This is a genomic window from Peribacillus deserti (assembly GCF_016909175.1).
Taxonomy (GTDB): domain Bacteria; phylum Bacillota; class Bacilli; order Bacillales; family DSM-1321; genus Paraperibacillus; species Paraperibacillus deserti.
On sequence record NZ_JAFBFI010000005.1, the window covers coordinates 14,275 to 37,249 of the forward strand.

The following is a 22,975-nucleotide window of genomic DNA, read 5'->3' on the forward strand; positions in this document are numbered from 1 at the left end:
TTGTCCTAAATGACAAGCTGTCTTTTCTTATTTCTGATGAATTCTATAATAATACAAGTTCACCCGGTAATTGAACTGAGGTCAGGATTTCCAATTCCTTTAGTCTTGTATGTGTATAGGAAGATCCTTTCAAAAGGTTGGTATCAAGGTACGCCGGGTGGCACATAATCTCAACGGTTTTGCCTTCTTCCAGGCGGTCATGAAGGTGTAAAAAGTAATCGGAAGACACCGATTCCCCGTAAAAATCAAAAAGCGATAAATCGGTTAAGGGTTTAACACCCTCCAGCAGTTTGTTTCCGTTAACTCTTACCGGAAGATCGTACTTATTTGATAGTTTTTGGATCACAGGAAGCAGTTGATCCATTGTATGTACATGATGGTGGCTGTCAAGGTGAGTCGGCTTGAGGCCAGAAGCCAAAAACCTCTCAACTTGTGCGGTCCATTCACGTTCTAATTCATCTAAAGAAATATCCACCGCTTTTGCTAGATTGGCCAAGGAATTAAAGTTACCATAGTCGTCCACCAATGAAGGCACATCCTGCAATAAAGGTCTGCCACATGTTAGTACAAGATGAATTCCTACTTTTAACCGCGGGTTCTGTTTTGCAAGTTCAATTGCATGCTCAGTGCCTGCCATGTTCATCATCATGGTCGCAGAATTGACTATACCATATTTATGGCAGTCAATTATCCCATGATTTACACCCTGACTGAAACCAAAATCATCTGCATTAATTAATAGATTAATCATTGGAAGTCTCCTTTTTTGGCTTGATGTTTTTCATAAATATCCAGAGTACTCTTTTAAAAAAACCATCTATCGCAGTTCCTATTATTCCGCCACACCTTCAGAAAGTTTGATATTCATATATAAATCTACCATTTCTGCGGCAAGATCTTTAACAGTAATAGCATTCATTAAGTGGTCCTGAGCATGGACCATCAACAGTGACATTTCAGTTTTTTCTCCTCTTATCTCACCCTGTATAAGCGCCGTCTGAATTTTATGTGCCTCATTCAATGCCTGTTCGGATTCCTTTATTTTTTCCCTCGCACCGGCAAAGTCTCTACGTTTTGCAGCCTGAATGGCCTCCATGGCAGAGCTTCTTCCGTTACCCCCATGCAGAATAAGCTGAAAAATCGCTGTTTCAAAGTTTTCCATTTCGCTTCCTCCAATGAATCAATGGCTCCATCTTGGCCGTTCATTTTGATTTTATTTAGTAATTAAGCTCTTTTATATCTACTTGTTGATTTCGGCTACAGGAACTCGCTTTCCGTGGGCGGTCCGGAAGCCCCTCGGCGTATACGCCTGCGGGGTCTTCCGTTGACCGGCTTTTCCCGCAGGAGTATCACACCTGCAGTGAAGATCAACAAAGTGCAAAAATAAACATGAAACGTTATCATAGCCATTTATTAAAAAATAACTTCAGGCCTTCCTATAAAAGAAGGCCTTCAGACTATAAGGACGGGCTTAGTTCTCGATCAAACTGAGGTAGATACTCTTTATGCGCCTCCAGCATTTCATCCAAGATCATTTTGGCGACCCGGTCACTCGGCACAAGCGGGTTTATTGTCATTGCCAGCAGTGCTTTACCATAGTCACCAGTGACTGCTGCTTCAATAGATACTTGTTCAAACGACTTGATCTGCTGGACAAGTCCTTTGACAGCCACAGGAAGGTCACCCATCACCAACGGTTTTGGACCGTCCTTTGTAATAATACAGCTTACTTCCACTGCAGAATCAAATGGCATGCTTGCAATCGCACCACGGTTCATGGTATTTACCGGCTGGATATCGCGCTTATCTGTATACATGGAGTGTATAAGTCTAACTGCAGCGTCGCTGTAATACGCACCGCCGCGTTTTTCGAGCTGAGGCGGCTTTATGGCTAATTCCGGATCCTTATACAATTCAAACAACTCATCTTCCAGTTGTTTCACTACCTGAGCACGGGTTCCGCCATCATTATAGTTTTTCAATTCCTTCTCAAGCATGTCTCCCGCTTTATAGTAATAATTATGATAAGGACATGGGAAGACATTTAAAGCCTGCAGGAATTCAGGCTCCCACCCCATTGCGTGGATGTTCTGCATCGTAATGCTTTTATCCGGATCTGTAATCATAGAAATCACCTGGTCTTTAACAGAAACTCCGTCCACGTAAACATCAAGGCCAAATACCATATGATTTAACCCTGCAAAATCAATCCTTACCCGGCTGTGTTCCACGTCCAGGAGTTTAGCCACACCCATTTCCATTCCAATAGGTACATTGCACAACCCTACTACTTTATTGATATTGCTATAACGCAGCACGGCTTCAGTAACCATTCCCGCTGGATTTGTAAAATTAATCAGCCATGCATCTGGACAAACTTCTTCCATTTCCTTGCAGATATCAAGAATGACCGGAATCGTTCTTAGAGCCTTAAATAAGCCCCCGGGTCCATTTGTTTCCTGACCAAGTACTCCATGCTTCAGAGGGATGCCTTCATCCTTTCCGCGTGCATCAAGCAGGCCGACCCGAAATTGTGTCGTTACAAAATCAGCGCCTACTAGAGCTTCCTTCCTGTCGAGGGTAAGATGGATCTCGATAGGCACTCCTGCTTTTTGAACCATTCTTTTGGCCAAGCTGCCCACGATTTCTAATTTTTCCTTGCCGGCTTCCACATCAACCAGCCAAATTTCACTCACAGGCAGTTCATCGTAATATTTAATAAATCCTTCAATGAGTTCAGGAGTGTAGCTGGACCCTCCGCCAATCGTTACAATTTTCAAGCCAGAATTCATTTGAATGCACCTCATTTTCTCTGCTTTGTTGTATTTTTGATTATGTACAAACCAAGAACATTCCCCATAGAAATATTCATCCTGAGCCTCCATTTGAAGTTGCCTTCTAGGGCTGCCCAGGGCTTAGGGTATGATTACACTGCTAAAGTATCATCTTTCTTGCCTGCTGCCTGTTCTCTTTCTCTTCTACTCTCAATACGACCTTGAGCAATAACAAATGGAAGATATATTCCGATGGATATAGCTAAGTTTACTGCGGCCAGGACAGCTCCGGAGACGTGCCCTCCTGTTGCCAGAAGTCCTCCGATAATTGCCGGAGTAACCCATGGTATATCCGCTACAACCGGGTGAACCATTCCTAAACTGATAGATAAGTAAGCTACAATTGTCATAACGATAGGGCCAAGAATAAATGGTACAAACCAGATCGGATTCAATACAATTGGTAAACCGAAAAGAATTGGTTCATTGATTTGGAATACTCCCGGCGGTGTTCCCAGTGCGAGCAATTGCTTATGGCGCTTCCTGCCCGCGATAAACATAGCAACCAGTAAGCCTAAGGTCGCCCCGGAACCTCCAAGGTATACGAATGCATCTAAAAATGCACCGGACAGTACGTTATACTTATCTAAGTCAGTAACCCCCTGCGCATACATATTTAGATTTTCCTGTCCCAGCTTCGTCATTAATGGTGTTGTGATGCCTCCAAGAATGTTCGGACCGTGAAGACCGATCGCCCAGAAACCATGAACCAGGAATACGATTAAAAGTGCAAACGGCAGGGAATCCACTGCACCAGTAAGCGGCGTAACCAGCACTTTATTTAACCAGTCGTTCAGATATGCACCATCACTAATGAATTTACGTAATACAAGTCCAAATAATCCTACTGTAAAGATGGTAGCCATACCCGGAAGAAGCTTAGCAAATGAACGGGCAACGGCCGGAGGAACTCCATCAGGCAGCTTGATGACCAAATACTTGACTCTTGAAAGGCGGACAAAGATTTCAGTTGCTGCGATTGCAACAATGATCCCTGTAAAGAGCGCTGTAGCATTAAAATAATTCCAGCCGATAAAGCCCCAGGCTCCTCCTGTTACAGCTTCTCCTCCTTCTGGAGTAATCGTCACATTTCCAACTTGAGGAACTAATAGGAAGAAACAGGCTGCAGCCACGAGCATAGCTTCGAACCCATCATCACCATAAGATCTTGCTAATTTATAAGAAATCCCGAATACTGCAAAAATAGTCATAAAGGCGAGCGTGCCCCACCAAATGTCACTGCCAAGAGTATTCCAGGTTTCCCCGAAAAGCGATACCATCATCTTCTCATAAGGTTTTCCGATTCCCGGTACTGCACCTAGATTGTTTAAAAGAACCGCTAAGGAACCAACCATTGTAATTGCGATCATTCCTACCAGCGCATCACGGATGGCTAACAGATGTTTGTTATTGCCCAGCTTATTAGCAAACGGCATGATGTATCTATCTATAAAATTCATCATTTAACTATTCCCCCTTTTTTAGCGAAATGGCTTGTTTAAGGACTTCTTCTCCATTGCAAAGCCCATAATGCACTGGATTAATACTGTCTACAGGTATGCCCTTCTCTGCTCCCGTCTTTTTAAGCTGGGCAAGCAGATAGCGAACCTGAGGACCCAATAGCAGCACATCCGCCTTGTCAATATGTTCATTTACCTCCGTGGATCCGACAGCCCAAATGTCACAATTGATCCCCTGGGATTTGGCGCTTGCTTCCATTTTTGAAACCAATAGACTTGTTGACATACCAGCTGAGCAGCACAATAATATTTTCATTCTTCTTCCCCCTTAGAAGTATGTAAGTAAAATAATTAGAATAATAGCTATGAAACTTATTTTTGAAAGAAATACCGGTTCAGTAGTAAAATCACCTCCTTTATAAAATAGGTGTAAGCGTTTTCTTTATTAAGTATTTTAATTATATAACAATTTTGAATTTTTACAATACAACTTTGTTAGATGTAGTAACAAATATTTATTATGATAACATATTGGTACATTTCTCTTCGCTTTTCTGATATTCTATTTATATCAAGGAGGAATCCCTTATGATGCCAGAACTAAAGGAAGGTAATGCTCTTCACCAGCAAGTGAAGGATGCCATCATTGAATTAATAAAAAATGGAGAATACAAACCAAATTCCCAGCTCCCAACCGAGGCTGAATTTTGCGATGAGTATGGTGTAAGCCGTACAACAGTCCGTTCTGCTTTGCAGCAGCTTAGTACAGAGGGTTATGTATATCGAAAAAGGGGCAGCGGTACATTTGTTTCGCCTGACAAAGTTAAACAAGTACTGACAACAACAGTAGACCAATTCACTACACAAATTGAAATGCAGGGCAAAAAACCGTTGATCAAGGTTCTTAAACTTGAGGTGGTCCCAGCAGATGAATATCTTGCAGATATGCTCAAGATAGAAGATGGAGAACCCGTCAATATGCTGGAAAGAGTAAGATATGTAAATGAAGAGCCGCTTCAATATGAAATAGCCTACCTGCCTTGGTATAAAACTCCGGGGCTAAACCAGAAAGCGTGTGAAGAATCCTTATATAAACTATTGGAAACTCAATTTGAGCTTAAACTTAGCAGGACTGTTGAGAGCCTAGAGCTTTTCACAGCAGACGAAGAGTCGGCAGATAAACTGCACGTCAACATTGGAGACCCCTGCCTCTCTCTTGATACTGTTGCGTACACGAAAGATGGCACAATTATCGAGTATTCCAAGACAATCTTCCGCGGTGATCTCGCTCATTTCGTAATTGAAAGAAATTATGACAAGTAAAAAACAGCAGGACGTAGCCGTTCCTGCTGTTTTTTATTATTCTTTAATCTTCGATGTGCTGTTTCTTTATTGGTTCAGCACCCGGCCTGAAAGAGCAGATAACAGAGTCAGGTTCCTGTCCCCGCTGATTTCCCAGATCATTGCCCCGCCTAATTGATTGTCGGTAATATAATCCGCCTTATAACCTATCGATTTCTCATTTTCATACGTGATGAAAGTTCCGGTGGAAGGATTAAATAAGAACGGAACCTTTGCCCTGTCGTTCCAGAACGAATTATACCCATCCCTATTCAAATAATTTTGTTCTATATCTGTGTAATCAAAGATTGAAGGCTCCCAGGTTCCTTCTATCGAAGGACCGGTGCATGTCTGATACTCGCCATTTTCGTTATTTTCACAGCCGGTCCATCCTTTTCCGTAGAACGGAATTCCTAAGACGATTTCACTTGAAGGAACACCAGCCTCTAAGTAGCGCTTCACAGCGCTATCACCGTTCAGCCCTTCAGATGGATCAAGTGGATCAGCATATAAAGGAGCATTATGTCCGCTTACCTTTTCCCAGCTGCCATGAAAATCGTATGTCATGATATTTATGAAGTCTGTATATTTTGCTATCTTAGATAGCTCTGTATTAGCCACAAAAGAAGAAGAAGCACCTCCGGCAATCGTTAACAGATAATGTTTGTTGTCCTTTTTCCCTGCTTTATCTAATTCTCTCCTAATTTCTTTTAAAAGAAGAGTATAGTTTTTCTTATCTTCAGGCCTTGTAATATTAGTTTCCAAGCCACCGCTAACTGGATATTCCCAGTCCAAATCAACTCCATCAAACTGGTAATCTCTTAAAAATTTCACCGCACTATTAGCAAATTTCTCCCTAGACTCAGTTGTCAGTGCTGCATCAGAAAATCCTCCAGACCAACTCCAGCCGCCAACAGAAATCAAAGTTTTAAGATGTGGATTTTCCTTCTTTAATTGAATTAATTGTCCGAAGTTCCCTTTTACAGGACTTTGTTCATCTCCTGGAAAAGATATTTGAACATCTGCCCACGGGTCGCCAAGAACCATTTTTCCATCTTGTATATTGGCAAATGCATAATTAATATGAGTAATCTTAGCAGCATCTATATCTTTCACCTGAAAATCTCTGCCGTATATGTTCCAGGAAGGAAAATACGCAATAATTTTCTTATTGTCATCTAAGTCCTGATTGGATGGTTTTTCTGCAAAAGCGGATATTGGCAGAACAAATAAACAAAATACGAGGAAAGCTAGCTTTTTAAGGCTTTTCTTCATAAACATTTCACTCCAATTCTATTGTTTGATGGTATTGTGTAGAACTCTTAGAAGTGAAGACAAAATAAAGTTCTGGCAATGAAGATCATACATGGTGTATGTACGATATGTCCCTCCTCTCTTAAAGAAAGCGCTTACTTTTTTAGATGAAATTCAACGGAGTTGTACTTACATTAACTATATACCGGGACAATATGTTATTACAAATTTATTATTAATATTTTTAAAGTTTTCACCTTACTGTCTATGTTTCTTTTTTAAGGCGAACCTATATCAATAATTCACCTTGAATAGATGTATCAATGTTGTTGAAAAAAACTCCCGCAATACGGGTGAACTTATTAAGTAGGTGCCAATGTTCTGTTATAAATTGATGTTCACGTCAATCTCCAGGTGCTCTCCCTGCCGCTAAAAACTGCTTTTTACAATCACACGGATTCATACTCCGGATGCTGAAGTGTTACTAATGGAAATAAAGGGCCTTTGTACAATTTTAGCCATCTTTTTAATGGACCTAGCCGTGATCATACACCCCATCCTATACGTAAAAAGAAGCCCGATCATAACGAACAGGCTTCTTATGAACAAATATTAATCTTTACTTACCTTTCTTCACTTCAGCAAGCAAATCGGGAAAGTTCGTAAACATTCCTGTTACTCCCCAGTCAATAAGCCTCTGCATGGTCTCCTTATCATTTACAGTGTATGGATGAATTTCAAGACCGCTTTGTATCACTTTTTGTACATACTCCTGGTTTAGGTACGTATAATTCGGCCCGACTCCCATTGCATATTCCTTGATAGCGGCCATTTCCTCATTCGTAATTACCGCATTGCTTTTATATGAAAGCAATTGTACAAGTTTAATAGCGGGGTCCAGTTCATGCATAATATGCAGGCTTTGAGCACTAAACGACTGAACAAGCAGGGTCTCTTTGTTAATGTTATACTTGTTTATCAGACGTAAAAGCTCCTTTTCCATGCCAGGATAAACTTCGGGTGATTTCGTTTCTATGTAATAGTTTTTGTTTTTTCCGAAAGTCTGAAATACCTCTTCAAGAGTTGGCACTTGTAATCCTGCATAATCAGGATCTGCATGCTGGGGATATTTTTCATTAAACCAGCTCCCCGCATCCAGCTGCTTGATTTGCTGCAGTGTATAATCCCTGACTAGACCGGTTCCATCGGTGGTCCGATCCACTTTCTCATCATGCATAACAATTAACTGCCCATCCTTTGTCATCTGCAAATCCATTTCGATATAATCGCCATGCATTTTTTCACCCATTTTATAAGAAATGATCGTGTGTTCTGGAGCATGTCCCGAAGCGCCGCGATGGGCGACATTCACTATATCCTTATATTTTTCCCCTGCCATAACTTTTCCTCCACCTGCCGCAATACTCATTCCCATAACAAGGGCACCCGCTGCAGCCATCCATTTTCTCTTCAAATTACCCATCTCCTGTCTCTATTAATCTCCATTTAAGAATAACGCTCGTTTATGAAGGCCGTTTTACAAGGAAGTAAAGATTGGTGAATGGAAGATTAAGAGAAAGTAAATAAACATATTCAATCCGCTTACGAATTGTGGGAAAAACAGACTTTTTCGCGTGGGAAATTAGAGAAATTGCGGGATTTTTTCACTTAATTGCGGGAAATTTAACTAAGGGTGACAAAGTTCGTCACCCTCTCTTTCTATTAATCTAGCTGCGCATAATTATAGATACTAAAAACAATCACAAAAAACCCCAAGCTTTGCTTAAGCTGGGGTTCTTGATTCATAATTAGATTCAAAAAGAGATATCAAGTACAAATTTACCGAGTATCCAATAAGCTCGAGTGTTTTGGCAAGGAAAACAAAATAACAACCTCGGTTTCTGCCTTCCTGAGTTTTTATTTTGCCCCTTCTTTTTCAATAACGAATTACAAAAACACCTCATCAGCCGGGTTTTTCATACTTAAGCTGTACTCTTTCCGTGCAACTCCTGATTCATGTGCAGCATCTATGACGGCTCTGCGGACTTTCTCGACAACCTTCTCATTAAATACGCTCGGGATTATATAATCTTCGTTTAATTCACTATCTTTAACGGTTGATGCGATCGCCTTGGCTGCTGCTAGTTTCATATCCTCTGTAATGGCAGATGCACGGCAGTCAAGAGCCCCTCTGAACATCCCCGGGAAACATAATACATTATTGATCTGGTTTGGATAGTCAGACCGGCCGGTTGCCATTACACTCACATATGGTTTTGCCACTTCTGGAAGAATTTCTGGCGTTGGATTGGCCATAGCGAAAACAATCGGGTCTTTCCCCATGTTTTTAACATCTTCTGCTTTCAATACACCGGGACCTGAAACACCAATGAAAATATCAGCACCCTTAATTACTTCGGATAACGTTCCCTCTTCTTCATATGGGTTTGTATTTTCTGCATACCAATTCCATTCTTGGTTTTCATAGGATTTGTTTTTAACAATGGCTCCCTTCTTATCCACACCGATTACATTTTTAGCTCCTGCGCGCAGAATCATTTTCGTGCAGGCAATCCCTGCTGCCCCTATGCCGCAGATCACCACTTTACATTCTTCTAGATTTTTGCCTACAACTTTTAGGGCATTCAGCAGGCCTGCTAAAATCACTACGGCTGTACCATGCTGATCGTCATGAAAAACCGGAATATCGAGTTCTTCACTTAATCTTCGTTCAATCTCGAAACAATGAGGGGAAGCGATGTCTTCCAGGTTGATGCCCCCAAATGTCGGTTCAAGGGCTTTCACGACGTTGATGATTTCCTCTGGGTCCTGGGTATTCAGACAGATTGGAAAGGCATCTATATTGGCCAGCTGTTTAAAAAGCATGGCCTTCCCTTCCATTACAGGCATTGCGGCTTTTGGGCCAATGTTTCCTAAGCCTAGAACGGCAGAGCCGTCTGATATCACGGCAACCGTATTTCTTTTAATAGTCAAAGAGTTAGCTAAGGTCTCATCATTATGTATAGCTGTGCAGACACGAGCCACCCCAGGAGTGTAAACTCTTGATAAATCATCCCGGTTCTTGATTGGAGTCTTTAACTTCGTTTCAATTTTACCGCCTAAATGAACGAGGAATGTCCTGTCGGAAACGTGATGTAATTTGACTCCTGTTATACTTCTCACTTCGCGGACGACTAAATCGCTGTGCTCCTGGTCAAATACTGTTACGGTAAAGTCTCTTATCGTATGAGATTTTCCTTCACTGATTACATCTATGGCTATAATATCCCCATTTAACCCATTAATGAGAGTGGCGATCCGGCCAAACGTTGCTTTTTCTTTGTCGATTTCTAACCGCAAAATAATATTTAAATTTCCTCCTGCTGTGGCCATATACCATTCTCCTTTTATTCAAATAGTTTCTTGATTTTTCTGCATTCTATTATATTATATTCAAAACTAATAGAATTTTACAAAGTTAAGCGTTTACAAAATAATAAAAATACCGTGCTTCGAAAATCTTTAATTTGAACTCCCATATTGTAACCGCCTCTTCGTGAGGTTTCAATAGAAAAATTAGAAGAAATAATATAGAAAGAATATTTTACGCTGGAGCAGAAAGAGCCATTCAGCCAAGCGGGCACCTAATGAAAAAGAATCCCCCTCCTAAACTTTTCTCCTTAAGCTCCATCTGCTTCCCTAAAAAATAGCGCGATAATAAGAAATGTTGATTAATCAGTCTCTTGTTTTTCCCAGTATTCATAAATCATTTCTTTTAAAATATCATTGAGTTTGTCTTTTTTTAAGCTCTTTAGCCATTCCGATTGATCAATAGGCAGAGTAGCCGTCAGTTTGACCTTGACATCAGGCATTTCCACTTTTCTAATGTCTTCTATTGATATGCCTTTCTCTATATCAGGAAAATCAGCTTGATTTTCATTCACCCTCATGAGATTTGGATAGTCCTCCGGATCATCCAATTCACCATATAACTGCAGCTGTGGCAATTTCCCATTAACTCCTCCCGTATGCATGATCATGTGAATCTCCCGGCCGTCCTCTAATTCAATTTCAACGAACAAATTTTCTTCTTTTTTATACTTTTGTTCAACAATCTCGCTTATGATCATTCCCAGTTCCAGGCTGTAACCTTTGCTAGATTCAAAGATATATATGGCCGAGTTAAATATATAAATTTCTTCTCCATCTATTTTTACTGTTTTGACCTTAGCCATTACACACTCTCTCCCTCACCTTATTTTCCTGCACAAGGTGGTCATGTTCTGTAAATTTAAATAAATTAATCATTCTCTCTTATTATTCATCTTATATCAGTAAACTCTTTTTTTCGATAGAGGAATCTCCCACAATTGCTCATTTATAGGAAATTCAAGGAAGATTTTTAAAAAAAGTGACGAGGAAAAGGCCGGCTGAATTAAAGGAACTTTCCTGATTTATGTGGAAATTTTCTCTTATAGGGAATAAAGCACCCTCATTATTTTTCGGAAAGGTAGTGAAAGTATGAAAATCTTAAAACTACATCCCAAAAATCCTGTAAAAACCAAACGGTCCAGCCGCTCTGTAGGAAAGGCGTTTGTTTCACGCGCTGAGGCAGCCGCCAATGGGCAATCGGGCAGTAACACTCAGCCTATCTTCAGAATATCCGCCGCCTTAGCTATGCAGGGAAACAGTGTTTTTGAGTTCATCCGAATGAGAATGGAGGAAACGAAGCAAAAATCCGGGGCATTTTTTCCGGCGGATCTTGATTTTTTAGGCCCGGGCGATTATGCTGCTAACTTCTTAACAGAGAGGGGTGAAAAAAAATATAAGAGCTGATTAAGTCTCTAGCCTTAAAAGGCCGTGCACACCTTTAATGCGCAGAAGCTTATTCGGCTGCCCTACAATCAAATACTATTTCCTGCTGGGGGGTACTGTCCCCCCAGAATATTTTTGTGTATGGTTGTATTATAAATTTATGTTAACCGAATGCTAGATCGAAACCAAAATCCCTTAAAATGCTGAAATCTCTATAAAAATTTGGATGTCCCCGTAAAATCCTAAACTCCCCTTAAATTTCTCAAACCCCATATAAGATAGCGAAAAGCCCTCACACTCATTTTTATTTGCTCCCTAATACGCTTTCCCAACATTCAGCACAAATTAATTGCTGCCTGCCGACCACCCTTTTAATAAAACAACAATCTTAAAAAGTGCCATTTTTATAATAGGCTCATTTGGAATCTTGATAGAACTTTTTTATTCTTAAACAGCGCGGGTCACATCAGGTCTAATTTTGTAAATATAGAACGAACGAATACATATTGCTTTACATTTTATAATCAGATAGTATAAGGATATTAATTTGTGAAAAGGGTGAATGCGGGCGATGATTTACTAATCTTATTTTTAGAAAACATTCGTATAAGCTAATGCGTACGTCTATTTCTGGATAGGATTAGTGTGCCTCTTAATGAAAGCATATAGGGTATATACACAAAGAAGTGTATTGCTGATTTATGTCATCTTACAAGAGCCTCCTATCCGGAAGGGAAAGGGAGGTTTTTTTATGACTGAAAGTACTACTGATCAAAAAATTACGATAGGTTCATTATTCCAAAACCAGGTAATCCGGACCATACTGCTGTCTGTATTTTTTCTACAGATTGGGATATGGGTTCGGAATTATTCAATTCTGCTGTATGTAATTGAAAAGACCAATGAAAACCCAGTGGCGGTCTCTATGATATCGGTGGCTGAATTTGCTCCTATATTTCTATTTTCCTTTATAGGAGGCACGTTTGCGGACAGGTGGCGTCCAAAACGGACTATGATTTGGTGCGATTTATTAAGTGCTGTCTCGATATTTGTTGTGCTCTTGACACTGTTTTTTGGAAGCTGGAAGGTTATTTTCTTTGCCACACTCGTGTCTTCTATACTCTCTCAGTTTTCCCAGCCCTCCGGCATGAAGCTATTTAAACTTCATGTTCCGCCGGAACTTGTCCAGATGGGTATGTCTATGTATCAAACCGTATTTGCCCTATTTATGATACTGGGTCCTGTTATCGGAACCTTTGTGTATCAGCATTTTGGTATAATGGCCGCCATTGCAGTCATGGGCATTGCCTTTATCTGCTCAGCGGCTGTGCTTGTCATGCTCCCTGCAGATCGTGTTTCTGAACAGGATCAAACAAATACATCTCTAATACAGGAAATGAAAGATGGCTTCCGTTATGTTGGAAAAAGCAGGCCATTGACATTGCTAGGTGCCTGCTTTGCGGCGGCGGGGCTTGCAATCGGGCTGACTCAGCCTCTCGGTGTATTCTTAATAACAGAGCGGCTTGGCCTGCCAAAAGAACAGCTTCAATGGCTGATGGCTGCATTCGGTATCGGCATGATTCTTGGCGGAGGACTTACAGTGGCTATGGCTAAGAAAACCATGCCTCAGGTACTTCTTGCTATTGGACTAGCGGCGAGTGCGATTGGATTTGTGGGCATGAGTTTATCGACTGTGCTTTGGCTCACCCTTGCCGCCCAATTTTTCTCAGGCCTATTTATGCCGTGCATTCACATTGGAATCAATACCATGATTCTGCAAAATACGGATGAGGCCTTTATCGGCAGAGTAAATGGAATATTAAATCCACTATTCATGGGCGCTATGGTTATTACGATGTCCATATCTGGCTGGCTGAAAGCCCACTTTTCTATTGTATTTATTTATGAAGCCTCAGCCTTGCTGCTGGCAGTTGGAATCCTCACACTGCTGCCATTAATGAAAAAGGCTCCAGCAGGACCCCTTAAACAGGAAGTCAGGGAAGAAATTTAGATAATTGAACCCCCATATTACGGCCTTTTCAGAGGTCCGCCATGTGGGGGATTTTTTTTAATATGGATTAAGACTGCGCTTCTTGTAAAACAGCAAAAAACCAAGAGATCTCAAATTGAAATCTCTTGGTTCAGTTATTACATATTTCTTCCTAATGAATTTTGAGCCCTCATATCAACTGAAGTTACAGAAGCTTTTTCAGCCTTTCTGCTTTTCCATTTCGTATAAAGCTCTTTTGAAACGTTGGTCCATTTAATAATATTAGCAATTCTCTCCTGGTTGCCGTCGATTTTGTTCTGAGCTTTGGACGAAACATGCTGAAGAGAAGAATTAAAGCCCTGCAGTGATGTTCCTACATTTTTTACATTTACAAAAATAGAATCGAGGTTCTCTGATTTTTCCTGAATATTCTCAGCAAGTGCATTGGTCTTATGCAGCAGCTGGGTCGTTTCCAGCGTAACTCCCTGCAGCTGATTTTCCAGGCGTGAGATTGTGTCGGAAACCGTTAGCATCGTTTTCTCCAATGCTTTTAACGTTTTCGTTAGATAAACAACAAGTAGTACAAATGCAATAGCGATCACGGCCACACTTAAATATAAAATAATTCTCATCCTGTCTCCTCCTTGAGTGTTATAGTAGTCTTTTTACCCGGATGTTAATAAGTTAAACAGTTTTCTGCTATACCTTTTTGAGAGCTTTGTTTTTGGGAAGCGGCGTTACGTAACGTTCTTAAACGAATCCGGGAGAGAGGATGCCACTATCGTTTAGCCGGAATCCCAGCGACTTAACTTTTTAAATATAAAAAAGACACTTCTCATAGAGAAATGCCTTCTATCATTTTTATTTGGAGGTATTCATAAGTTCAGCTGCTTCAATGGGGCGGCCTTCCTGATTTGAAAGAGCAGCGAGTTCATTTACTAGTGTCAGATTTAAAGCATCTTCTGCCGAAATTACTGGCTGTTCTCCTGCAGCAATCGCACGAGCCCACTGATCAATCGGCATAGAAATGCTCTCCGGTATATCTGCTGGCACTTGCCACTCTTTCGAATGCCTGGTTTTTATTTTTATCTGTGTATCCTCAATCATTAGTGTTCCTTCCGTACCATACTGTTCAAGCTGGAATGGGCTGCCACTTGAAACGAAGCCTGTTTCCAGAATACCGAGAGCACCAGATTCATATTCCACGAGGACTGCAGCATTTACATCTACCTCATTTCCGAACGTCTGAAAGCGTGCTGATACTGCTTTTACATTCCCTGCCAAACGGTTCGTCAAGTAAATAGGATGGGCCCCAAGGTCGATGAAGGCACCACCTCCGCACTGTTCTTTGCTGAAAAAGTGCTGCGGCAGCCATCCACTTGGATTCTCCTCTGTTTTTACTGCTCCGTTATGGGCAACACGGCAGCGAATGGTCGTTAATTGGCCAAGCAGGCCTTGATCCATAACTTGTTGTGCATATAAGTAATAACCGGCTGTCAGCCGCGGCAGAGAAATGGTGAGTTGAACATTGTTTTCCTCCACCGCTTCAAGGATTTCCCGGGCTTCACGGACCGTAGCTGCAAGCACTTTTTCGGTAAAAATATGCTTCTTATTTCTGGCCGCTTCCACCATTATTTCTTTATGCATATTAGTAGGCGCCGCCACTATAACGGCATCAATATCCTTATTGGTTAAAACGGAATGTAAATCCGCTTCAAATGGAACTCCAAGAGAAACTGCCCAGTCTCTGCCGCGTTCACTATTTTCATCCCACACCATTTTTATCGATAAATCCGGGTTGCTTTGTGCCTGTTCCGCATATTCGTCAGCATGAACATGCCATCTGCTTAATAAAGCTGTATGAATCATCTACTCACCTCTTAAAGAAATTATTATTCTCTGATGAAAACGTTCTCTTTCTGTTATGTAAAGTATACACCAGGAGATTTATGCGATAAAGTAATATCATTTTCTGTTCATCTGCCATTGCTCCTGCCGAAAAAACAGACCCCTGAACTTTGAACTGTAACCCCTAAAATGGACAGTTTAATAAAAGGCCCTATGCTGCTGAGTAGAGCTGTTTACTCATAATGTTATCTTCCGTCCACAAAAATTCTTTTATTATAAACGGGTTTTCTTCCTGACGACATAGAAAAACCCGATTAAGGGGCACTTTTAATTTAGTGTCCATTAATCGGGTTATAGTTCACTTGTGTACTTCAGGGGTCTGTTTTTCTATGGATAAGTGTGTAATGAAGCTGCTAGAATACAGGATAAACTCAGATTAGGACCTGAATCAGCCTCTTATCCTTCCAATGGCTCTCTCTATTCGCTGCAATCCTTCTTCAAGAGTCGAACGGGTGCAGGCGAGATTCAGCCTGATGAATCCCTCCCCGCCTTCTCCAAATATATATCCTTGATTGAGCGCTACTTTTGCCTCTTTGTGTATTAATTCCTCGAGAGCCTGATGGTCAAGGCCGAGCTCCCGGCAGTCAATCCAAGCTAGATATGTTCCTTCCAGCGGATACACCACTAGGTCTTGAAGATGTGTCTCTATGTAGCCCGCCAGATAATCAAAATTGGCCTGTACATATACAAGCAGCTGATCAAGCCATTCCTCACCATATCGATAGGCACTCTCCGTTGCAGCCACACCAAACGTGTTCATCCCTCCCATAAAATTTGCTTCCAGTGCATTTGAAAATTTTTCTCTTATTTCTGGATTTGGGATAATGATATTGGAAGTCTGCAAACCTGCTAAGTTAAACGTTTTACTTGGTGCCGTGCAGATAATCGAACGCTGGGCAAACTCATCTGAGATGGCGGCAAATACAGTGTGATCGCCTTTCAAAACAAGGTCTGCATGCACTTCATCAGAAACCATTAGAATATTGTGCTTCAGGCAGATTTCCCCAACTCGAATGAGCTCTTCCCTAGTCCATACCCGTCCGACTGGATTGTGAGGGCTGCATAGAATCATCATCTTCACTTCTTCGTCTATTTTCTCTTCCAAATCTAAATAATCCATCACATACTGACCATTTTCTACTTTAAGAGGATTCGATACAACGGTTCTCCCATTCATCTCAATAACTTTAGTGAAAGGATAATAGACAGGATGCTGGATGATTATTTTATCGCCCGGATCTGTAAATGTTTGTACAATCAAGTTCAAAGCTGGCACCACTCCAGGACTGTGGCAGATCCATTCACTTTTAACTTCCCATTTATGTCTTTCCTTCATCCAGCCGATGATAGCATCATGATAGGAACCCAAACCTTTTGTATAGCCAAAAATTCCATGCTCCGCTTTTTCAATAAGGGCATCGATAACAGGCTGCGGCGCCTTGAAATCCATATCAGCAACCCACATCGGAAGAATATCCTTATCTCCAAACAAAGTTTCAGAATGGTCCCACTTCACAGAACCAGTATTCGTACGTATGATGTGCTTATCGAAATCGTATTTCATCTGGTACCCCCTTGGATTAAAAAAATGAATGAACATAAGGTGCTATCATTTTCATTATATCCCTTGCAGCAGGTAATAGATAATAGTTTGAATGAGACGTTGAAGATTCGTCAATGATTGCTGAGAACAACAATACGTCTGCACTAAAAAACCACCAGTGGCTAAGCAGCTATAATAGCCGGTGTTAACTTTTTTATATTAGGAAAGTGGGCTTTTGATTTTAGGGGATTTTTCAAAAACTAAGAGGACTTTTTAAATTAAAAGAGGGTTTTTCGATTTTTATGAGCGATTTTGGGATTTTAGAGTGTTTCTAGGATTATAAGAGGATTTTTCATTTTGTCAGGTTCCCAACTGGCAGTATCTAACTTTATCCCATAAAATTCTAGACTGAATTCTCTTTTGATCATAACTAGCCGGTGCATCTGTTGAATTTTATCAAAAAACTAAATAAACCCAAGTTCAGGACACTTTCTATGAGGTGTCCTGATATTCGGGTCTTATTTTACATCTAATATTAAATAGAAATCTTAATTTCAGCGTTCATACCTGGCAGCACTTTGCTTGACGGATTTGAGATGGAAATTTTCACAGGTACTTTTTGAGTTACCTTTGTAAAATTATTAGAGTTTTGCTGTGGCAGTGCAGAGAAAACTGAGTTAGTTGCGTAACCGATTGATTCAACCTTTCCTTTAAACGTTACTTCAGAATCGCCATCGACAATGATATCCACGCTGTCTCCTTTTTCGACTTCCTTCAAATCTGTTTCATTAATATTAGCTGTAATGAATAAGTGTTTAAGGTCAGCCGCCTGCGCAAGCACTTGTCCGGCTTGAACTAACTGTTCATTAACGGCTCCATTTTTAATAATTGTACCTTCTAGTGTTGATTTGATAGAAAGAGCCTGCTTGCCATCTGATACTTCACCTAGTGTATTTCCTTTAGCGACCGTGTTACCTTCTTTATAATTCCAGCCGGAAAGCTGGCCTGAAGCTGGAGCCACAATTTGTGTCATCTCTGCGGAAACCTTTGCATCCTCAGACTTTACATAGTTTTGGTTTTGATAGTAAAAATAAGCTCCGCCTGCTAATAAAGCTAATAAAATCAGGAGACCTAATATATTGAAAATAATTAAACGACCTCTGCTCATTCCTTTATTCTCCCTTCCATTCCATTAATTTTGATTTGATAAAATCATTTCGTTTTTATTTTTGCCTTTTGGCGGTGCCTGCAAAAGAATTCGCTTCTCTTTCTGAACAAGCGATCTTCCTTTTCCTGTTAACGCCTTGCCAATTGAAGCTAAAAGCATGATGATCCCCAAGATCAGGAGAATCGAGAATAGATCATGGTAGGCGCCGAGAACAGCACCTTTTTGGGCATTAACAGCAATTGTATAAGAAGCCAGACTCTTGGCCTCTGTAAATGTATGCCCGCTGTTCATTAACTTCCTGACAAGAGCAGCCGTCTCGCTATACAGCTCGGGATCCAGCAAGGATGTTTTACCTCTTATATCTTCATAGTGCATTGCATTCATTCGAAGGACAAACCAGCCAAGCACAGGTGCGGCGACTGCCCCAATAAAGTTACGGATTGAATGAAGTGATGCTGAACGTGCTGTAGCTTGATGAATATCACCAGCAAGCGCGGTTCCCAGTGCTCCTGAGATCAGCACCATACTTACTCCGCCGCCGACACAGGCCATTTGAAAACTCAACATGCTTAAGTGTGCTTCAGGTCCGACCATTCTCCATTGGATACTTACTAAAATGATGGTTATAGATCCAATAATTCCGAGAATTCCTGCACCCAGCTTGTCGTATAGCAGCGTACAAATTAATGCAGATACTATAATTCCTATAAAGAACCAAAAGTAGAAAATCGTTAGACTACCGAATGGCGGATCCATGATCGTCCGTAAAAATCCATTAATTCCAGCAATGGCTATGATAAGTGCCACATGTGCTGCCAATGCCATAATAGTTCCGGAAATAGGTTTTGCTGCCCATAAGGAACGTACAGGTATGAGCGGATTTTCTGCAGTAAAGTCAACTGCTACAAATATCACTAATAATATGAAAGCAAGTGCAAGATAAGGCCAAACATGAATGGATGAAAATCCTTTTTCCTGAAGGTTAAACAACGGGAAAATAAGGACTATCAATAAGAGGGCGAATAAAAATACACCCTTTACATCAAACTTCAAACTCACTTTCTCCTCTGGCTTTTGCTGCGGCAAAACTGTATACCCCAGCCAAAAACAAATAAGAGATGTGAGGATATTCAATAAGAATAACCAGCGCCATTCGGATGTGCTTAACGATAAGGAACCAAAAAATGCTCCCACTGCACTGGAACCAAAAAGACCTCCAATGGCAAACAAAATGAAATAATTCCGTACTTTGTTTGGATAAGATCTAAGGCTAAGCGGCAATATGGTCAAGAACAAAACACCTGCTCCAATTCCCTGAATAGTCCTTCCTATTGTAAGGGTATATAAACCGAAACTGAATATATTTATGAGTGTTCCGCCTATGAAAATTCCGATAAAAGTAAGGTAAATCTTTCTTATACCAAACTTCATGGACAAAATACGTCCCAGCGGTACCCCAAGGGCAAAAGCAAGGTTGGATGCTATGGATGGAAGCAGCATGTCATGAGTGCTAAGTTTAAGCCCATTTTGAATAATCATTTGATTCAGGATATAAGATAAGTTTGTAAAATATTGCGGTCCAAATGAAAACAATGTCAAAATGGAGATTATTATAAAATGGGGACCGCTCTGTTTGGCTTCCATAGCCGGATTAGTTGTAGACTGACTCAATATACCCTCTCCTTTCTTCTTTTACCGATCTTCCTTGTTAAGTTTAATTCCATTTTTCTGTAAAACTATAGAGATTCACTTTTAAGTTGCATTTAACAAATTGTATTATACAACATACAAAAAATATAGCAATAGAGTTTCTTTTTTTCTAACTTTTAAAAATTCGTCATTTCCTTTACATTTTACTAGCAGCATAAGTGACTATTCTCTGTATGTATGATCAAGAACTGTTTTTTTAACACATAAAAATCCGGTAAACTCAGAAGAGTTTACCGGCACATTCAGCCTACAAATATATGTTTTCTCACCACTTCAACGGTGAAGGGTTGTTTTCTGACTCCCCAAAAAGGGTGCCCCGCCTATGTTTGCGGGATACCCTTTCCTTATATATCGCCTGTATTATTTTCTCCAGCTTTTAAAATCCTTGTTTAGGCGGGATAAATTTTCTTCCAATAAGCGGAGCTCTTCATCAGTCCAATTTTTAAGAATTTCTGAATAAACATCGTGGCGGGCTATTTGGACTTTTTCAAGTATCCCTTTACCTTTTGGTGTTATTTCAATCAAACTGATCCGGCCATTCTGCGGATCAGGATAGCGGCGGATCAGTTCTTTCGTTTCCAGGACAGCTACCTGCCTGCTGGCCGTAGAAAGATTAAGCTTTAATTGGTCAGCAAGCATATTAATCGCAGTTGCTCCGTTTTCATTCAATTCACTCAGCACTAAATATTCGGAACGATCCAGGCTCCCTAATCGAGGGCTATGGGCGGTTGTAAGCCGTACCAGCATCGCGATGTCGTACTCTATCAGCCGGATGGAGTCTTTATGCATAGATAGCTCTCCTCTTTTTCAATTTTGTAATGACTATGTAGTTTCTAGTTTCCTTTAATATGTATAAGCTGCACTTTCAGTTTCCCTTTATAAAAGCGTAGTTGAGATTACAAAAGTATATATAAATTATAACGAACTTTATTGATAAAACAATCTGTGGTTCCTCTTGTTCACTTCAGGCCACATCTGCTCGGCCTAGCCAGAAAAAAGATCCAATGGAAATGATACAACAAAAGAAAGCCCCTTGCAGACAAGGAGCCATTTTTACTAAGAGTTTGATTGATATTAAAGTACAATAAGTATCAAAAAAATAAAAACGGATAAACCAATATAGCTCATTCCGGAATATTCAGCAGACAAACTCGCTAAATGTGAATGTAAGGCCGTGCCGCCAAGCACAAGATCCAGCCCGATTACGCCTACAATAACAGGAATGGCATAATAGGATTTCTTTCTAATGAGGAAGATTGCACCCAGGATTCCGATTACATAAACTATCCCAATTAAATAAATCATGTACATCTCTCCCTTTTTATAAAATGGATTGCAAAATCAACTAACACAAAGGTATTCGTTATCGAGTTTTATAATAACGCAAAAAAAGATAATTCACCATAAAAATATTTTATTAATTTAATATTAATGTTATTAACCTTTTAAAAAATTTTTTCTCCCTAAGAAGATAAATACCCCTTTTATATAACGAAAAGGGGTGTCATTTTTCTTTCATTGTTTACTGGCAACTGATTACCGTTTAATCAGGACCTTATTTTTTCCTTAGTTTATTAGCTTTACTACTATTCTTACTAAATGAACAATTCCCAGGATGATATATTCGAATAATTCTAGAACAACATCAAATATATAAAAACCCCATTCTGACTCTCCATTTTTACGCCTTTTTCTTCTCTCTTCCCGTTTTATTAAACGTACTGACTTTTTCCCCACGCTCATTCACTCTTTCGTCAGGTTATTTTGAGCCTTTTCCTTCGGTGATACTTGCCATACCGTACTATTCCTTTTTCTAAAGAGTTCTCACTAATACTTTTGTTATAAAAGCCTCTATAAATGCTGCACCCAGCAATAATGGAATGACAACCTTCCCAAATATTTTGGCAGCACTTATAAATAGATCTGTAAGCAATATTTCCGTTCTTCGTTTAAAGATTTTTCGAACTAAACTTAAGCAGATGTAAGAACCTATAGATGCAGAGAGTATTAGTGCCGGCACTTCAAAAATGGCATGAGGGAGAAGCCCTAAGAGAATCAGTTTTAATAGGGAGATTCCTTTAATGGTTTTGCTGCATAGCAATAAACCAATAACTGTTCCATTTAATAAAATATTAAGATAAGGCAGGAACAAAAATGGAATACAGCCTATGGCCATTAACATCAAACAAGCTTTTAGATTATTTAATAGCAGGGTTATAAAAAGAGTGGAACTATCTGTGTGTACGCTGATGCCCTGCTGGTCTAACCGCGTTCTAAATCCTACTAATAGAGTATCAATATATTGCGGCACTGAGTTAAAAATAATATAAGATATAATTGCTGATAAAAAAAATAAACAACCTAATGTAATAAAATGAGTCTTATACTTTTTTAATTGTTCTTGCAGAATTTCTCGATTGTACATGTAATTCATTATTGTTACACTCCGTGACAAATTATCTCAGTCTTCGATTCCTAAGGTTTTTCCACACCGCGCAACTAGAGGTCTTTTAAAGTGTGCTTCCACCGATGCAAGATAGCGTAAACTACTTCGAACACTGTGAATTAAAACTGTTATGATCAGCATAAGTCATAGATGCCAGCATTTCTTCAGCGAAAACAGCATAATTTTAAAGATTTAGCTTAATAAGCCTTTTTTAAGAAGTTTTTTTGACTCTTGAAAGGTCTTCAAACGATAACTATATCCTTTGAGAATCAAAATTTGTACATTTTAACTAATTGTGTTAATTCCTCCAACCCGGCTGCTATACTAGTTTCCTATCATTCATTTTTGACACATAATCCCGCCCTTTTTACTTATAAATTTACCCATTAGTTTGCTTGGAAACTTAGCGGACTCAAACTTCTACAGGCAGCCTTTGGTAGCACACTCTAGGATGCAGTTCCCACAATTAAATTGCAAACCCCTGCTTTTATATGATTCTATCATAA

Annotated in this window: 21 protein-coding genes; 3 read left to right on the plus strand and 18 right to left on the minus strand. The window is 40.1% G+C overall.

Annotation, left to right across the window (positions count from 1 at the left end; translation table 11 throughout):
- Positions 1 to 43: 43 nt before the first annotated feature.
- The 5 genes from chbG to JOC77_RS06960 all read right to left on the minus strand — a co-directional run bounded on the left by chbG (position 44) and on the right by JOC77_RS06960 (position 4,610).
- Positions 44 to 751 carry a chitin disaccharide deacetylase gene (gene chbG / locus JOC77_RS06940; protein WP_204540733.1) on the minus strand — a complete coding sequence of 236 codons (708 nt, stop codon included), beginning with the start codon at positions 749 to 751 and terminating at the stop codon, positions 44 to 46.
- 81 nt (positions 752 to 832) lie between these two features.
- The gene (locus JOC77_RS06945; RefSeq protein WP_204540736.1) at positions 833 to 1,162 is read right to left on the minus strand and encodes a PTS sugar transporter subunit IIA; all 330 of its coding nucleotides are present in this window, start codon (positions 1,160 to 1,162) and stop codon (positions 833 to 835) included.
- Between the two features lie 295 nt (positions 1,163 to 1,457).
- Positions 1,458 to 2,792: a 6-phospho-beta-glucosidase gene (locus JOC77_RS06950; protein ID WP_204541247.1), complete on the minus strand. Its 1,335-nt coding sequence runs from the start codon at positions 2,790 to 2,792 to the stop codon at positions 1,458 to 1,460.
- A gap of 134 nt (positions 2,793 to 2,926) precedes the next feature.
- Positions 2,927 to 4,297: a PTS sugar transporter subunit IIC gene (locus JOC77_RS06955; protein WP_204540739.1), complete on the minus strand. Its 1,371-nt coding sequence runs from the start codon at positions 4,295 to 4,297 to the stop codon at positions 2,927 to 2,929.
- 4 nt (positions 4,298 to 4,301) lie between these two features.
- Positions 4,302 to 4,610, minus strand: coding sequence for a PTS sugar transporter subunit IIB (locus tag JOC77_RS06960; protein ID WP_204540742.1), 309 nt, complete (start codon positions 4,608 to 4,610; stop codon positions 4,302 to 4,304).
- A gap of 272 nt (positions 4,611 to 4,882) precedes the next feature.
- Between JOC77_RS06960 and JOC77_RS06965 the strand changes: the two genes are divergently transcribed.
- Entirely contained in the window at positions 4,883 to 5,617 is a 735-nt protein-coding gene (locus JOC77_RS06965) for a GntR family transcriptional regulator (protein ID WP_239558647.1), read from the plus strand.
- A 66-nt stretch (positions 5,618 to 5,683) separates the two neighbouring features.
- Here JOC77_RS06965 and JOC77_RS06970 read toward each other — a convergent pair whose 3' ends face one another.
- The 4 genes from JOC77_RS06970 to JOC77_RS06985 all read right to left on the minus strand — a co-directional run bounded on the left by JOC77_RS06970 (position 5,684) and on the right by JOC77_RS06985 (position 11,124).
- Positions 5,684 to 6,910: a glycoside hydrolase family 18 protein gene (locus tag JOC77_RS06970; RefSeq protein WP_204540745.1), complete on the minus strand. Its 1,227-nt coding sequence runs from the start codon at positions 6,908 to 6,910 to the stop codon at positions 5,684 to 5,686.
- Between the two features lie 598 nt (positions 6,911 to 7,508).
- Positions 7,509 to 8,372 (minus strand): glycerophosphodiester phosphodiesterase, encoded by an 864-nt coding sequence (locus JOC77_RS06975; protein ID WP_204540748.1) that lies wholly within the window; start codon positions 8,370 to 8,372, stop codon positions 7,509 to 7,511.
- A 464-nt stretch (positions 8,373 to 8,836) separates the two neighbouring features.
- Entirely contained in the window at positions 8,837 to 10,282 is a 1,446-nt protein-coding gene (locus tag JOC77_RS06980; protein WP_204540751.1) for an NAD-dependent malic enzyme, read from the minus strand.
- A 338-nt stretch (positions 10,283 to 10,620) separates the two neighbouring features.
- Positions 10,621 to 11,124 carry a hypothetical protein gene (locus JOC77_RS06985; RefSeq protein ID WP_204540754.1) on the minus strand — a complete coding sequence of 168 codons (504 nt, stop codon included), beginning with the start codon at positions 11,122 to 11,124 and terminating at the stop codon, positions 10,621 to 10,623.
- A 286-nt stretch (positions 11,125 to 11,410) separates the two neighbouring features.
- Between JOC77_RS06985 and JOC77_RS06990 the strand changes: the two genes are divergently transcribed.
- Both JOC77_RS06990 and JOC77_RS06995 read left to right on the plus strand, forming a co-directional pair.
- On the plus strand, positions 11,411 to 11,725 hold the full coding sequence (locus JOC77_RS06990) for a hypothetical protein (RefSeq protein WP_204540757.1): 315 nt from the start codon (positions 11,411 to 11,413) through the stop codon (positions 11,723 to 11,725).
- Positions 11,726 to 12,455: 730 nt separating this feature from the next.
- Positions 12,456 to 13,715: an MFS transporter gene (locus tag JOC77_RS06995; RefSeq protein WP_204540760.1), complete on the plus strand. Its 1,260-nt coding sequence runs from the start codon at positions 12,456 to 12,458 to the stop codon at positions 13,713 to 13,715.
- Positions 13,716 to 13,852: 137 nt separating this feature from the next.
- On the opposite strand, the gene JOC77_RS07000 is transcribed toward JOC77_RS06995, so the two are convergent.
- The 9 genes from JOC77_RS07000 to JOC77_RS07040 all read right to left on the minus strand — a co-directional run bounded on the left by JOC77_RS07000 (position 13,853) and on the right by JOC77_RS07040 (position 22,457).
- On the minus strand, positions 13,853 to 14,326 hold the full coding sequence (locus JOC77_RS07000; RefSeq protein ID WP_204540763.1) for a DUF948 domain-containing protein: 474 nt from the start codon (positions 14,324 to 14,326) through the stop codon (positions 13,853 to 13,855).
- A 229-nt stretch (positions 14,327 to 14,555) separates the two neighbouring features.
- A complete protein-coding gene (locus tag JOC77_RS07005; protein ID WP_204540766.1) occupies positions 14,556 to 15,563 on the minus strand; it encodes a Gfo/Idh/MocA family protein in 1,008 nt (335 codons plus the stop codon).
- A gap of 427 nt (positions 15,564 to 15,990) precedes the next feature.
- The gene (locus JOC77_RS07010; RefSeq protein ID WP_204540769.1) at positions 15,991 to 17,166 is read right to left on the minus strand and encodes a MalY/PatB family protein; all 1,176 of its coding nucleotides are present in this window, start codon (positions 17,164 to 17,166) and stop codon (positions 15,991 to 15,993) included.
- A gap of 514 nt (positions 17,167 to 17,680) precedes the next feature.
- Positions 17,681 to 18,313: a biotin/lipoyl-containing protein gene (locus JOC77_RS07015; protein WP_204540772.1), complete on the minus strand. Its 633-nt coding sequence runs from the start codon at positions 18,311 to 18,313 to the stop codon at positions 17,681 to 17,683.
- 24 nt (positions 18,314 to 18,337) lie between these two features.
- Positions 18,338 to 19,984 carry an MFS transporter gene (locus tag JOC77_RS07020; RefSeq protein WP_239558649.1) on the minus strand — a complete coding sequence of 549 codons (1,647 nt, stop codon included), beginning with the start codon at positions 19,982 to 19,984 and terminating at the stop codon, positions 18,338 to 18,340.
- 399 nt (positions 19,985 to 20,383) lie between these two features.
- Positions 20,384 to 20,812: a MarR family winged helix-turn-helix transcriptional regulator gene (locus JOC77_RS07025; protein WP_204540775.1), complete on the minus strand. Its 429-nt coding sequence runs from the start codon at positions 20,810 to 20,812 to the stop codon at positions 20,384 to 20,386.
- Between the two features lie 285 nt (positions 20,813 to 21,097).
- Positions 21,098 to 21,328 (minus strand): hypothetical protein, encoded by a 231-nt coding sequence (locus JOC77_RS07030; protein ID WP_204540778.1) that lies wholly within the window; start codon positions 21,326 to 21,328, stop codon positions 21,098 to 21,100.
- A gap of 261 nt (positions 21,329 to 21,589) precedes the next feature.
- A complete protein-coding gene (locus JOC77_RS07035) occupies positions 21,590 to 21,760 on the minus strand; it encodes a hypothetical protein (RefSeq protein WP_204540781.1) in 171 nt (56 codons plus the stop codon).
- 76 nt (positions 21,761 to 21,836) lie between these two features.
- A complete protein-coding gene (locus JOC77_RS07040; protein ID WP_204540784.1) occupies positions 21,837 to 22,457 on the minus strand; it encodes a stage II sporulation protein M in 621 nt (206 codons plus the stop codon).
- Positions 22,458 to 22,975 lie beyond the last annotated feature (518 nt).

Excerpts from the sequence above, each read along its gene's own strand:
- JOC77_RS06965 (WP_239558647.1), top strand. The coding sequence starts at position 4,883 with ATGATGCCAGAACTAAAGGAAGGTAATGCTCTTCACCAGCAAGTGAAG.
- JOC77_RS06950 (WP_204541247.1), bottom strand. The coding sequence starts at position 2,792 with ATGAATTCTGGCTTGAAAATTGTAACGATTGGCGGAGGGTCCAGCTAC.
- JOC77_RS06980 (WP_204540751.1), bottom strand. The coding sequence starts at position 10,282 with ATGGCCACAGCAGGAGGAAATTTAAATATTATTTTGCGGTTAGAAATC.
- JOC77_RS07040 (WP_204540784.1), bottom strand. The coding sequence starts at position 22,457 with ATGAATTACATGTACAATCGAGAAATTCTGCAAGAACAATTAAAAAAG.
- JOC77_RS06985 (WP_204540754.1), bottom strand. The coding sequence starts at position 11,124 with ATGGCTAAGGTCAAAACAGTAAAAATAGATGGAGAAGAAATTTATATA.
- JOC77_RS07005 (WP_204540766.1), bottom strand. The coding sequence starts at position 15,563 with ATGATTCATACAGCTTTATTAAGCAGATGGCATGTTCATGCTGACGAA.
- chbG (WP_204540733.1), bottom strand. The coding sequence starts at position 751 with ATGATTAATCTATTAATTAATGCAGATGATTTTGGTTTCAGTCAGGGT.
- JOC77_RS06945 (WP_204540736.1), bottom strand. The coding sequence starts at position 1,162 with ATGGAAAACTTTGAAACAGCGATTTTTCAGCTTATTCTGCATGGGGGT.
- JOC77_RS07025 (WP_204540775.1), bottom strand. The coding sequence starts at position 20,812 with ATGCATAAAGACTCCATCCGGCTGATAGAGTACGACATCGCGATGCTG.
- JOC77_RS06960 (WP_204540742.1), bottom strand. The coding sequence starts at position 4,610 with ATGAAAATATTATTGTGCTGCTCAGCTGGTATGTCAACAAGTCTATTG.
- JOC77_RS06995 (WP_204540760.1), top strand. The coding sequence starts at position 12,456 with ATGACTGAAAGTACTACTGATCAAAAAATTACGATAGGTTCATTATTC.
- JOC77_RS06970 (WP_204540745.1), bottom strand. The coding sequence starts at position 6,910 with ATGAAGAAAAGCCTTAAAAAGCTAGCTTTCCTCGTATTTTGTTTATTT.
- JOC77_RS06990 (WP_204540757.1), top strand. The coding sequence starts at position 11,411 with ATGAAAATCTTAAAACTACATCCCAAAAATCCTGTAAAAACCAAACGG.
- JOC77_RS07010 (WP_204540769.1), bottom strand. The coding sequence starts at position 17,166 with ATGAAATACGATTTCGATAAGCACATCATACGTACGAATACTGGTTCT.
- JOC77_RS07015 (WP_204540772.1), bottom strand. The coding sequence starts at position 18,313 with ATGAGCAGAGGTCGTTTAATTATTTTCAATATATTAGGTCTCCTGATT.
- JOC77_RS06975 (WP_204540748.1), bottom strand. The coding sequence starts at position 8,372 with ATGGGTAATTTGAAGAGAAAATGGATGGCTGCAGCGGGTGCCCTTGTT.
- JOC77_RS07030 (WP_204540778.1), bottom strand. The coding sequence starts at position 21,328 with ATGATTTATTTAATTGGGATAGTTTATGTAATCGGAATCCTGGGTGCA.
- JOC77_RS06955 (WP_204540739.1), bottom strand. The coding sequence starts at position 4,297 with ATGATGAATTTTATAGATAGATACATCATGCCGTTTGCTAATAAGCTG.
- JOC77_RS07000 (WP_204540763.1), bottom strand. The coding sequence starts at position 14,326 with ATGAGAATTATTTTATATTTAAGTGTGGCCGTGATCGCTATTGCATTT.